Source organism: Yeosuana sp. (assembly GCF_057126245.1).
The window spans coordinates 115055-127916 of sequence record NZ_DBNGMQ010000077.1 but is presented as its reverse complement, the minus strand read 5'-3'; the positions used below and the strand labels follow the sequence as shown (position 1 = coordinate 127916).

Below are 12862 nucleotides of genomic sequence, written 5' to 3'. Positions count from 1 at the left end.
CAAATAGTTTTAGTTTTTAATAGATAAAAAAGATACTTACTTTTAGCTATAGTTTAAAAATTCAATAATTATGAAGTACCGAATATTAGGAAAAACAGGCTTTAATATTTCAGAGGTAAGTTTAGGAACGTGGCAAGTTGGTGGCAAATGGGGACAACCGTTTAGTCATAAAAATGCCGATTCTATTTTAAATACGGCCATTGATAATGGTGTGAATTTTATTGATACGGCTGATGTTTATAGTAATGGAGAAAGCGAAAAAGCGGTAGGTAGATTACTTAAAAACCGAAGTGAGCGTGTTTATGTGGCTACAAAATGTGGGAGACAGTTAAATATACATACCAGCGAAGCTTATACACCAAAGGCTTTAAGAAAGTTTGTTGAAGCTAGTTTGAATAATATGCAATTGGAATGCTTGGATTTAATTCAGTTGCATTGTCCACCTGCGGAGGTGTTTTACAGACCTGAAATTTTTGGTTTGTTTAAGGATTTAAAAAAAGAAGGTAAAATTTTAAACCTAGGGGTAAGTGTTGAAAAAGTCGAGCAGGCTATAAAAGCAATTGAATTTGATAATGTAACAACTATTCAAATTATTTATAACATGTTTAGGCAGCGCCCAAACGAATTATTTTTCAAGCTAGCAAAACAAAACAATGTGGGTATAATTGCTCGTGTGCCTTTGGCTAGTGGATTACTTACTGGGAAATTTTTAGAACATTCTATCTTTTCAAAAGACGACCATCGCTTTTTTAATAGAAACGGAGAGCTATTTGATAAAGGAGAAACCTTTTCAGGTATAGATTATGCTGCTGGAATACAAGCAGTTAATGCTTTAAAACAAGCTTTTCCTGATAAGAATTTGACTTTGTTAGCATTAAAATGGATTTTAATGTTTAATGAAGTGAGCTGCGTTATTCCTGGCGCCTCAAGAGTTGAGCAAATACAATCTAATCTTCAAGTTGACGGCATATCCGCCTTGACCGATGGAGATATGGAGACTATAACATCTATCTATTCTAATTTTATAAAGCCACAGGTTCACCAATTATGGTAAATAATCTAACTTTCAGGGCGTTCTAGTTTTTTGTTTATTTTTTTAATCGCTGCTTCTATAGATTTTTCTGGCTCAATGATATTGTATTCACCCCAAAATTCAGGATCAGCAAAACCAGAGGCCTTGTCTGTTAAAATCACAGAAGGTTTTAGCTTTTCGCCTTTTGAATTAGTTTCTTCACTTAGTTTCCAGTCTGTAATAGCCATTTCGCTACTTAAGGTATAAACATTATTAAATAGTTTATTTTTCCAGTTAACTTTAAACGTTAACTGGATATTCCCATAACCGTAATGCCATTTTCCATTTCTAGTTCTATAATCAACTCTGTATGAGGCTTCTGTAGGATATACTCTAACTCTTCTGGGTTTCTTTCTAACAAACATTTCACTAGCCAAGGTTTTGTCTTTAACATTTAAATTATATACGGCGCTAGTTAATGCCAATGTTTCTGCATCGATATAAAGTTTTCCGTAATACAAAGGAGCGTTATTATCGATGCTCTGTTTAAAGTTAACTACATATACTGGTCTGTCATTGATTTGTGTAGAAGCATCAAAACTGAATACATAATCTGATAAATTATCTCTATTAAAAATATATTCAGGATATTTAACCATATCTGTATATAATGTGCTAAAAGGACCGCCTTGTAATTTTAAAGCAATCGTATCTAGCTTAGAATAGTCGGTATTTTTTCTTGATTTTAAAAGCGTGACATCGTCACGTTTTGAATTTGAATAAGGCTGTTTGTTAATTTGTATAATAGCTTCAGATAAAGAGGCATTTCGATTACGTTTTTTTATAGTTTCTCTATAAAAAGCGGTCATAACCGTATTCTCATTGTAGTAACTTTTATTTTTTCTGTTTAATGCGGCACGAACTAAAGATACTGCATCTTTTGAGCCGTAAATACTAATAAAGTTTAATTCGGTTAAAGATTCTCTTAGTAGTATTTTAAAGTTTTCTTTTTTAAATTCTGATAATGGAATTTCTTTTTTCTCATAACCCAAAAGTGATACAACAACATGTTTATCTAAATATTTATTAGGAACTTTTAACAGAAATTCACCTTCATTATTAGTTATGGTCCCAATATTAGTTCCAAGAACATTAATATCAACATAAGATAAAGGGTCTTTAGTTTTACTGTCAAGTATAACGCCTTTAAATTCATTGATTGTTTTAGTACTTTGATTGACTTGTTCTTGAAAGAAAGTGCTAGCTTGTGTATTAAAAACAAATCCGGTTAGAAGGAAAAACAGCATAGAAATCCGCATCAATGTTGTGCTTTTATAAGATTTTTTCTTTTTCATAATTAGAACACTTAAATTGTTACAAATAAACACATTAAGTTACTGAAATAGCATCAAAAAGGCAAGGGTTTTTAGTTAAAAAAAGTGTTAAAACTTTATGAATAGTTGTTTTTTAGTTATTAAAGAAAATAGCATTAGCCAAAAACAGTTTTCCATTTTCCCAAAAACTCCTGTACAAGATATCATCTACCAAATAAATGATGTTTCCTTTTCCTAATCGTTCTTCACCAAACACTAAGGTGTTTTTTAATTTACTAAAGGTTTTACTACCCGAAAATCCAGCAACTGGTGTAGTGTCATCTTCTAAATAAGCTACATTATAATTAGCTTCTCCCAAAAGGTCATAGCTGGCGCTTGTGTCTTTTAAAGAATAGTAGGTATTTGAATACCCAAAAGCCAATGGATGTGTATTGTCAACCTTAACTTTATAAATCGCTCCTAAAACTTCAGATTTAACACTATTGCGTTTTCTATCAGCATATGGAATTAAATGACTGTTGTTTTTATTTTCTTGTTTTTTTAACATCAAAGAGTCTCTTTTTTGTGTTGTTTTTAGTTTAAACTCTTTTTTATCGCTAAAAATCTTTAACGCATTACCAAAGGCAATAACTTTTCCACCGGATTTAATCCAAGATTGTAATTTTTCTAGCACTTTTTCATTGAATATACTTTTATAATTCCCATCAGGAATAATGAGCGTGTTGTATTTATTTAAATTAATAGTACTAATATTGCATTCAGGTAATGAGGTAAGAGGATAATATAGTTGAGTTTCAAAGAAATGCCATAGTTCTCCATAATTTAGTGAGGATGTTTTATCTCCAAATAATATGGCAACTTTAGGTTGATGTATTAATTTGACACTATCAGACCCTAAGTCTGGGCCACTTGTTGAAAAGCCAGACATGACAGGGTTTAGCCTTCTATTAAACTTTTTAGCAGATTTAAGTAGGGTATTGTCAAAGTCTTTATTGGTAATGTTGTCACCTCTGTATATGATGAGTGAGCCTCTGTTATACGCTATATCCTCTGTTGTTAATGGTTTTTCGGTAAATCTAACTTTAATTTTTTGTTGTAATAGATCAGCCAAAAATACAGCATCTTTTAAGTTATCCCATTTTACAATATACCCAACAGCATTTGTGCTCATTGTATTTGCAATAATTGTTGTTATTTTTGGTTTTGAGGCGATTAATTTTTCACTGGCTATGGTCTCTAATCCGTAAGCATACGGTAGGCTCCAAGCGGTAATGTCATAGGTTAAGGAATCTGTTAATTTAGTATGGGGTTCAAAAAGTACATGCACTAAAGCGCCTTTTGGTTGATTAGTGCTAACGACCAGATCATTTAATGTTGAGTTTATAGCTCCATTGGATTTTTTAAAATAATCATATCCAGAAATTTTTCCACGAATATCACTATAACCGTAGTTTATTTCGTGTTTATCAAGCAACTCTTTTAGAGCCTCAATTTTATCTGAATTACCTTGAAGCACATAACTTTTATATTTTAAATTAGAGGTACTACTAAAGAATATTTTAAACTCACTATTTAACTTTTCTGCATTTTGCGAACTGACTTCAACAGTTGATATTCCCGCTGTATAATGATGCTCTATTCTGTCTAGAAGCGTAAGTTCCTCTCCTTCATCATTTATAACACTTAAACCTCCTTTTTCACTTCCAGATTGCTCAAAAGTCATTCCAATAGCCCCCAAATAGGTTGGGTAGGTATCTCCATAACTTGGATAAAGTAAATCGAAATATTCCTTTGTAAAATATAGCCATCCCTCTTTATCAAAATACTTAGCATTATTTTTCCCAATTTGAGTTTGAAAATCTCGCTGCCAATCAGTGATTATTTCGTGAAAGGGTTCTGCTGCCGGTGCAAAATAATAGTGGTCGTTAATACCTTGTTCATGAAAATCAACATGCACGTGTGGTAACCATTTGTTATAAATTTTTAATCGATATTGGCTTTCTTTTTGTGTTGCCCATGCCCAATCTCTGTTCAAATCAAATAGATAATGATTTGCCCTTCCACCAGGCCATGGTTCATAATGTTCACTTGCTTGTTGATCGTTGTTATATGGGGCGCTTGCTGTTCTATTATACCAATTAACATATCGGTCACGTCCATCGGGATTTAGGCAAGGATCAATAATAACAACCGTGTTTTCAAGTAAGTCTCGCTTTTTAGTGAGTAATGCATATAACGTTTTCATTGACGCTTCAGAACTTGAAGCTTCGTTACCATGCACATTATAACTCAACCATACAAAAGCTGTATTGTTTGATGTAGAATTTCCTTTTAACAGTCCCGCGTTTTTTAGATTATTTTGCCTTATAACTTCAAGGTTTTGTATGTTTTGTTTTGAAGAAATATAGACTACGTATAAAGGTCTTCTTTCATAAGTCTCACCATATTGTTCTAATTTAACATGATTGGGCATTTGGGAAGCAACATATTTGAAATAGTCAACAACTTCATGGTGTCTGGAAAACTGAGTGCCCAACTCATAACCTAAAAACTCAGAAGGAGATACTACATTTTGTGATGAAATTTGAATAGATATTAAAAATAAATATAAAAAATTAAAGATATATGTAGATTGTCGCATAATATGTTTTTAAAAATTTCAAAGCTAATTTACTTAAATATCTTGCATAAGAACTCTTTAACGTATTTTTTAGAATTTAAAAATTGAATAACCGTATATTTACGTTTAAAATTGGACTCAATTAATATGCCTTCGGAAACCATATCATTTAAAAAAACAGGGTACTTCTCATCGCTTATTTGTGATTATTTAGATGAAAAACCAGAACTACAACAGTTTTATAATCAGTTTCCAAAACTTAAAAATTTCAAAGTACAAATTGATGAAAAGCAGAAATCTTTTTTAATAGATATAAGAACAACATTGGTGTCTGTTTTAAAAAGGCAATATCAAAATATAAGTACATCTCAGTTAACTTTAAGCCATATTGAAAGTTTAAAAGCGGAAAACACATTTACCGTAACAACAGGGCATCAGTTAAATCTGTTTACAGGGCCTCTTTATTTTTTATATAAAATTGTTTCTACGATAAATCTTTGTAACGAATTAAAACAGGCATATCCCGATTCTAATTTTGTTCCCATATACTGGATGGCAACAGAAGATCACGACTTTGAAGAAATAAATTATTTCAATTATAAAGGAAAAAAAATACAATGGAATAGAGAATCCGGGGGCGCCGTAGGTGAATTATCAACAGAAGGACTAGAAAAGGTTTTTGAACACTTTTCTAAAGATTTAGGATTAGGTAAGAATGCGGATGAGTTACGACACTTGTTTTATGAAGCCTATTTAAAGTATAAGAACCTTGCAGATGCCACACGCTATGTAGCTAATGCTATTTTTAAAGCGTATGGATTGGTTATTTTAGATGCTAATGAAGCTGATTTAAAAAAACAATTTATTCCTTATATAAAAGATGAGTTGCAAAATGAAACCTCATTTAAATCGGTTTCTGAAACTAGCAACAAGATAAATGAATTACCTGAGAACTATAAGATACAAGTAAATCCACGCGAGATTAATTTGTTTTATTTAAACCGAAATTTACGTGAGCGCATTGTTTTTGAAGATGAAATATATGGTGTTGTAGATACCGATATTACATGGACAAAGGAAGAAATTTTAAAAGAGGTAGATTCTAATCCAGAACGTTTTAGTCCAAATGTAATTATGCGTCCGCTATATCAAGAGCTTATTTTGCCAAACCTATGTTATATTGGTGGTGGTGGTGAATTAGCCTATTGGTTTCAGTTAAAGGATTTTTTTAATAAAGTTGCCGTTCCATTTCCAATGTTGTTATTGCGAAATTCAGTATTGATTCAATCAGAACAACAACAACAAAAACTTCAAAAATTACATATAACAAAGGAGGACATCTTTTTAAAGCAGGATACCCTTATCAATAATAAAGTAAGAGAAATTTCAGATATTGATATTAATTTTTCATCTCAAAAAGAACATTTAAAAAAACAGTTTGAAGATTTATATAAACTCGCAAATCAAACTGATAAATCGTTTTTCGGAGCGGTTAAAGCCCAAGAAGCAAAACAATTAAAGGGATTAGATAATCTTGAGAAACGGTTATTAAAGGCTCAAAAAAGAAAACTATCAGATTCCGTTTATAGAATGACAAACATTCAAAACGAGCTCTTTCCAAACCAAAGTTTACAAGAGAGAAATTCTAATTTTTCTGAGTTTTATCTAGAATATGGAGAGCAATTAATTCATGAATTAGTAAAAAACTTAAAACCTCTTAATACTGAGTTTTTAATTTTAACACTTTAACAACATGCATAAAATAGATATTGATTTAGTTAATATGACATTAGATGTCATGAAGTATGCTATTGATAGAATATCAGAAACTGAACCTAAAATAGGAATTCCTAAAAAGGCCGAAGAATTAAAAGCGTTGGTAGGAGAAACCGTGACTGAAAAGGGAATTGGAGGCGAAGTAGCTTTCAACTTATGGAAAGATCATTTAGTGAAAGCTAATGTTTCTATAGACCATCCAAGACATTTAGCATTTGTGCCTGCGTCACCAACCAGAGCAGCTATCATGTTCGATTTAGTGACATCAGCCTCCAGTATTCATGGAGCATATTGGATGGAAGGTGCTGGTGGTATTTTTTGTGAAAACGAAGCCATGAAATGGATTGTGTCTCTCACAGGATTGCCCGATGGTGCATTTGGGGTTTTTACTAGTGGCGGAACAGCAGCAAATTTGTCGGCAATAGTTACTGCCAGGGAGTATTGGCGTAGTTTAAATGACCAAAATAAAGTAGAAAAAGGCATAATTATTACTTCTATCGGAGCTCATTCTTCAGTAAAGGCTATGGCTAAAGTAGTTGATGTTGATGTGTTTTTAGTGGATACTGAAAATAGATTAGAAGCAGATGCTTTGCAAGAAACCATTGATGGATTACCCAAACATCAAAGACAACGTTTATTCGCAGTAGTAGGAACAGGAGGAACGACTAATGCGGGTATTATTGATGATTTGGCTGGAATAGCAACAATTTGTGAAAATGAGTATTTGTGGTTTCATGTTGATGCTGCTTATGGGGGAGGCGCTTTAGCAGCAGACTCTGTTCGTCATTTATTTAATGGGATAGAAAGAGCAGATAGTATTACTATCGATCCTCATAAATGGATGTTCTCACCTTACGATTGTGGAGCGGTTATTTATAAAAACCCAGAATTAGCCAAGAAAGCCCATTCGCAACAAGGGTCTTATCTAGATATTTTTAAGGATGAAGGTGCTCATGGTTTTAACCCAACCGATTATCAAATACAGTTAACAAGGAGGGTTAGAGGGTTGCCTTTGTGGTTTTCTTTAGCCATGCATGGTACAGATAGATATAAAGAAGCTGTAGAACGCGGATTAGAACTGGCACAAATAGCTGGGAGATTAATTGAAGAAAAACCTTTTGTAGAGTTGGTAAGAGAACCTAGTTTGTCATGTGTTTTATACCGAAGAATAGGTTGGAAGCCTGACGATTATACAGATTGGACCTATAAGAATCATAGAAATGGCTTAGCTCTTGTGACACCTACAAAATGGAAAAAAGGGGATAGTTTTGAAACGGTTTCACGTTTTTGTTTTATAAATCCTGATACTACTGAAAATGATATTGAAATGATTTTGAATTCGATGTCTTAAAAATTAATAAAAAAAATATTAGTCGTAATTCGTCATTCTAAAATCAATTCCTATTTTTGCGCATGCAACACAACAAGGTACTTATTTTAGATTTCGGGTCACAATACACTCAGCTTATTGCCCGTAGAGTTAGAGAACTCAATATTTATTGCGAAATCCATCCGTATAATAAAAAACTATCAAACATTGCAGAATACAATGCTGTTGTGCTTTCTGGTAGTCCGTTTTCTGTGAGAGGAGATGATGCGCCGCACCCAGATTTAACTGAAATACGAGGTAAAAAACCAATACTAGCGGTTTGTTATGGTGCTCAATATCTAGCGCACTTTTCTGGTGGAGAAGTTGCTCCATCAAATACCAGAGAATATGGTAGGGCAAAGTTATCGTTTATTAAAAAAGAGGACTCGTTTTTTGAAGGGATACAAGAAGGTAGTCAGGTTTGGATGAGTCATAGCGATACTATTAAGCATTTACCAACCAATGCGGTACTTTTAGCAAGTACTCACGATGTAGAAAATGCCGCTTATAAAATTGAGGGCGAAGAAACCTATGCCATTCAATTTCACCCTGAAGTTTATCATACAACCGATGGAAAACGATTACTAGAGAACTTTTTAGTAAATATTGCAGGCGTTCATCAAGATTGGACACCACAATCTTTTGTTGAAGAAACGGTTGAAGAGCTTCAAAACAAAATTGGAAATGATAAAGTCGTATTAGGACTTTCTGGTGGCGTTGATTCCTCAGTAGCGGCTGTTTTACTTCACAAAGCGATAGGAAAAAATTTATATTGCATCTTTGTAAATAACGGGTTGCTTCGTAAAAACGAATTTGAAAGTGTTCTAAATCAATACGAAGGTATGGGGCTTAATGTAAAAGGTGTTGATGCTTCCAAAAGGTTTTTAGATGCTTTGGCAGGTATTGAAGAACCAGAAAAAAAACGAAAAGCTATTGGAAATTCGTTTATCGAGGTGTTTGATGATGAGGCGCATCAAATAGAAGATGTAACATGGTTAGCTCAAGGCACTATTTATCCTGATGTTATTGAAAGTGTATCGGCTACCGGCGGACCATCGGCAACCATAAAAAGTCATCATAATGTTGGAGGCCTGCCAGACTTCATGAAACTTAAAATTGTAGAACCACTAAAATCCTTATTTAAAGATGAGGTTCGAAGAGTAGGAGCGACTTTGGGTATTGATCCTTTGCTGTTAGGTCGTCATCCGTTTCCTGGTCCTGGTCTAGGTATTCGTATTTTGGGCGATATTACAGCTGAAAAAGTGCGTATTCTCCAAGAAGTAGATGCTATTTTTATAAATGGTTTGCGCGAATGGGGGTTGTATGACAAAGTGTGGCAAGCAGGTGCCATGCTATTACCAGTCAACAGTGTTGGTGTTATGGGCGATGAGCGTACTTACGAAAAATGTGTTGCACTAAGAGCTGTAGAAAGTACTGATGGTATGACTGCCGATTGGGTAAACTTACCGTATGAGTTCTTACAAAAAACATCAAACGACATAATAAATAAAGTAAAAGGCGTTAATAGAGTAGTATATGATATTAGCTCAAAACCACCTGCAACTATAGAATGGGAATAAATAATAAGGTGGGCTTTTGGTTTTTTTGAGTCATAGTATATGTCAATAAGTTGAGCGTTACAATATTTTTAAACTATTTTTATACTTTTAGGGTGGTCTTAAAAAATCAAAATATCGTATATACTTAAGAGCTTTAAAAATAAATATTGTCAGGCTGTTCGCTGAATCTTTTATTTTTTGGCATGCTATATGATTTATATCAAAAATAAAAGGATGTTGCTGCCATCCTTAACGCAATTTTAAAATTTAGATTACATGATTAAATTCTTTTCTATTGTTTGTTTCGTATTTCTTTTTAGTATTAACGCGTTAACAGCACAAAATTATACAACTCATAAAGTAAAACAAGGAGAGACTATCGAAAGTATATCTACTAAGTATTTAGTGACACCTTTTGATATTTATGCATTAAATCCAGACGCAAAAGAGGGTTTAAAATTAAACTCAGTTTTAATTATTCCAAAGTCAAAAGTAAGTATTGAACCTAAAGTCACTATTGTAAAAGAGTTAAAAGGTTTTAAAAAACACAGAACGGGTAAAAAAGAAACATTATACAGTCTTGCTAAAGCGTATAATGTTACAGAAGACGATATTAAAAAATATAATACGTTTTTATATTCTAATGTTTTAAGAAAAGGGGATAAGCTACAAATACCTATTTTTAAAATAACCGAAGTTGTAGAGACCATCGAGTTAACAAGACCCTATACAGTTTTACCTAAAGAAGGCAAATGGCGCATTGCTTATAAATTTGGAATTACACTTTCTGAATTACAAGCGCTAAACCCCGAGATGAGTGAGGTTTTGCAAGAAGGTGAAATCATTAATGTACCTAATATTAACGAGACAGACGAAAAAATAATTGATGAGCAATACAGTTACTATAAAGTATTACCAAAAGAAGGTTTTTTTAGATTAAAACTTAAATTAGGTTTAGATGAAGAACAATTAGAAACATTAAACCCAAATCTTAAAGAAACTGGTTTAAAAAACGGGATGATTTTAAAAATACCCTTTGATAGAAATTTAGAAAATTTGCAAAATGCAACAAGCGCTACTAATTTATTAAGTAAAATTAGAGATTATGAGACCAAGCATATTGCGGTGCTGTTACCTTTTCGTTTAGATCGAGTAAATTTTGACTCTATTTCAGGTACTAAGGAAAGTATTATAAAAGACCCTTATTTAAATGCATCTTTAGATTTTCATACAGGTATTTTGGTAGCGGTTGATTCTTTAAAAAAGTTAGGAATCTCTCTTAAGGTAGATGTTTATGATACTAAATATCAGGTTAGTGAAGTTAGTAGAATTATTGAAAATAATAATTTTGAAGATGTAGATGCTGTCATAGGTCCATTAACACCAAATAATTTTGACAGAGCAGCATCAGAGTTAAGAAGAAATAACATTCCAATAGTATCTCCTATTGGAGAAAATTTAAACTTGTATGATAATGTATTTCAAACGAGACCTTCATCAGAGCTATTACGTAGCAAGATTGTGAGTTATGTGAAAACAATGCCGGAAGAAAAGAATATTATCATCATTTCTGACAGTAAAAACACGACTATTGCCAATGAGATTAAACAAGAGTTTACATTTGCTCGACAAGTAGGATCTAGGAAAAACAAAGAAGGTAAAGATGAAAATTATGTTTTACTTGATGATATTTCTGGTGTTTTAAAACCAGGATTAAATATGGTGTTTTTAGAAACTCAAAATGAAGGTTTTGCTTCTAACGTGACTAGTATTTTAAATTCACTGATTCAAGAAGAAAATATTGAAGAGAAAAAACAGCAAATTGATATAATTTTATTAACTACCAATGAAAATGCAGCTTTTGAGGGTGATGAAATATCGAATGAGCATTTATCAAATTTACAATTTACGTTCGCTACCATGTCTAAAAGTATTGCCAGTGACAGTAATAATTCCTTTATAAAAAGATATCTAAAAACCTATCATATAACACCAAACAAAAGAGCTATTCGCGGTTTTGATTTAACCATGGATGTTGTTTTACGTTTAGTAACTTCTGATGATTTGTATATGTCGGTTAAAGAAAGCCCAATGACCGAGTATGTCGAAACTAAATTTGAATATAAAAAGAAACTATTTGGTGGCTTTTATAATGATACAGCTTATTTAGTAAAATATAATGATTTAAGAATTGTTGAGGTTGATTTAGTAAATGAAAGTCCTTCTGAGAAGTTAGGCGGTTTTTAAGTATTTTGTTTTTTAATTAGTCTTATTGATAACAAATGTGTCCTTATGATTATATAAACAAAATTACGTAATTAACTATTAATTTTCTATTAAACTGATGCATCAACTTAAACCCGATAAAAATTTTCTAATTACATTAGCGCATACCAAAATGCCATTTGGAAAATATAAAGATCGTTATCTAATAGATTTACCTGAATATTATGTGGTATGGTATCATAATAAAGGATTTCCTAAGGGTAAGTTAGGCGATATGCTGCAAACAGTTTATGAACTCAAATTAAATGGTTTGGAAGATTTAATTAGGAACATTAAAAGGCAGTATCCTAAGTAGTTTTTTTGATTTTGTTAAATGTGTTTGTGAGTAATTAATTATATTTTGTGAGTCTATCGTTAATATTTTAGCTCATATCAAATTAATTGTAATAATTCATTTATTGACTCTCTTATCTGTAAAAGATAATTTTTATCTATAGACAATACTCCAAAAGTATCTTTGCATTCAGCGAGGAGTTCAGGATAATGTTTTTTAAACAGTTCAGGATTTACGTTTTTAACTAAACTAAAGTGTGGTTTATACTCAACAATAAATCCTATTTTTTTCGCAGCACTGGACCAATCTGATAATGATATTTATGGTCTATTATAGCATCCGTGTTTTCGTATTGTTTGTACTGATAATCAAAAAGATTAATCAGTAATGCTTTTATTTCTTTTGATTGGAGTAAGTCCATTCCATTGTTAGAAACGATTAGGTTGTAAATTCCAGTCTTAGGAAAAAAACTCATTACACCTATCATAATTTCTTCAGCTAAACTATCTAGGTTTTTTTCATCAAATTCAATGTGTTCTTGAATTGAATCATTTAATATTAAGTTTCTTATCGTCTCTACGCTTTTTGTTTGTAATGTAATTATTTGTTGAACCTCAGCAGAATCTTGTCAC

9 protein-coding genes are annotated in these 12862 nt (G+C 32.2%); 6 read left to right on the top strand and 3 right to left on the bottom strand.

The window, feature by feature from the left end:
* Nucleotides 1–70: 70 nt before the first annotated feature.
* Entirely contained in the window at nt 71–1054 is a 984-nt protein-coding gene (locus tag AC15TD_RS10295) for an aldo/keto reductase (RefSeq protein WP_484452061.1), read from the top strand.
* 5 nt (nt 1055–1059) lie between these two features.
* Here AC15TD_RS10295 and AC15TD_RS10290 read toward each other — a convergent pair whose 3' ends face one another.
* Nucleotides 1060–2367: a carboxypeptidase-like regulatory domain-containing protein gene (locus tag AC15TD_RS10290; RefSeq protein WP_484452060.1), complete on the bottom strand. Its 1308-nt coding sequence runs from the start codon at nt 2365–2367 to the stop codon at nt 1060–1062.
* Nucleotides 2368–2479: 112 nt separating this feature from the next.
* Nucleotides 2480–4987, bottom strand: coding sequence for a M14 metallopeptidase family protein (locus AC15TD_RS10285; protein WP_484452059.1), 2508 nt, complete (start codon nt 4985–4987; stop codon nt 2480–2482).
* A 126-nt stretch (nt 4988–5113) separates the two neighbouring features.
* Here AC15TD_RS10285 and bshC point away from each other — a divergent pair, with 126 nt between their 5' ends.
* The 5 genes from bshC to AC15TD_RS10260 all read left to right on the top strand — a co-directional run bounded on the left by bshC (nt 5114) and on the right by AC15TD_RS10260 (nt 12251).
* A complete protein-coding gene (gene bshC / locus AC15TD_RS10280; RefSeq protein ID WP_484452114.1) occupies nt 5114–6715 on the top strand; it encodes a bacillithiol biosynthesis cysteine-adding enzyme BshC in 1602 nt (533 codons plus the stop codon).
* 4 nt (nt 6716–6719) lie between these two features.
* The gene (locus AC15TD_RS10275; protein WP_484452058.1) at nt 6720–8093 is read left to right on the top strand and encodes a pyridoxal phosphate-dependent decarboxylase family protein; all 1374 of its coding nucleotides are present in this window, start codon (nt 6720–6722) and stop codon (nt 8091–8093) included.
* Nucleotides 8094–8155: 62 nt separating this feature from the next.
* The gene (gene guaA, locus AC15TD_RS10270) at nt 8156–9691 is read left to right on the top strand and encodes a glutamine-hydrolyzing GMP synthase (protein ID WP_484452057.1); all 1536 of its coding nucleotides are present in this window, start codon (nt 8156–8158) and stop codon (nt 9689–9691) included.
* A 255-nt stretch (nt 9692–9946) separates the two neighbouring features.
* Complete coding sequence (locus AC15TD_RS10265) at nt 9947–11917, top strand: LysM peptidoglycan-binding domain-containing protein (RefSeq protein ID WP_484452056.1); 1971 nt, start codon at nt 9947–9949, stop codon at nt 11915–11917.
* Nucleotides 11918–12014: 97 nt separating this feature from the next.
* Nucleotides 12015–12251 carry a DUF3820 family protein gene (locus AC15TD_RS10260; RefSeq protein WP_484452055.1) on the top strand — a complete coding sequence of 79 codons (237 nt, stop codon included), beginning with the start codon at nt 12015–12017 and terminating at the stop codon, nt 12249–12251.
* A gap of 259 nt (nt 12252–12510) precedes the next feature.
* On the opposite strand, the gene AC15TD_RS10255 is transcribed toward AC15TD_RS10260, so the two are convergent.
* Nucleotides 12511–12717 carry a hypothetical protein gene (locus tag AC15TD_RS10255; RefSeq protein WP_484452054.1) on the bottom strand — a complete coding sequence of 69 codons (207 nt, stop codon included), beginning with the start codon at nt 12715–12717 and terminating at the stop codon, nt 12511–12513.
* Nucleotides 12718–12862: the final 145 nt, after the last annotated feature.

Bases quoted from the DNA above. Each gene is read 5' to 3' on its own strand.
- guaA (WP_484452057.1), top strand. From the start codon at position 8,156: ATGCAACACAACAAGGTACTTATTTTAGATTTCGGGTCACAATACACT.
- bshC (WP_484452114.1), top strand. From the start codon at position 5,114: ATGCCTTCGGAAACCATATCATTTAAAAAAACAGGGTACTTCTCATCG.
- AC15TD_RS10265 (WP_484452056.1), top strand. From the start codon at position 9,947: ATGATTAAATTCTTTTCTATTGTTTGTTTCGTATTTCTTTTTAGTATT.
- AC15TD_RS10295 (WP_484452061.1), top strand. From the start codon at position 71: ATGAAGTACCGAATATTAGGAAAAACAGGCTTTAATATTTCAGAGGTA.
- AC15TD_RS10255 (WP_484452054.1), bottom strand. From the start codon at position 12,717: ATGATAGGTGTAATGAGTTTTTTTCCTAAGACTGGAATTTACAACCTA.
- AC15TD_RS10275 (WP_484452058.1), top strand. From the start codon at position 6,720: ATGCATAAAATAGATATTGATTTAGTTAATATGACATTAGATGTCATG.
- AC15TD_RS10260 (WP_484452055.1), top strand. From the start codon at position 12,015: ATGCATCAACTTAAACCCGATAAAAATTTTCTAATTACATTAGCGCAT.
- AC15TD_RS10290 (WP_484452060.1), bottom strand. From the start codon at position 2,367: ATGAAAAAGAAAAAATCTTATAAAAGCACAACATTGATGCGGATTTCT.
- AC15TD_RS10285 (WP_484452059.1), bottom strand. From the start codon at position 4,987: ATGCGACAATCTACATATATCTTTAATTTTTTATATTTATTTTTAATA.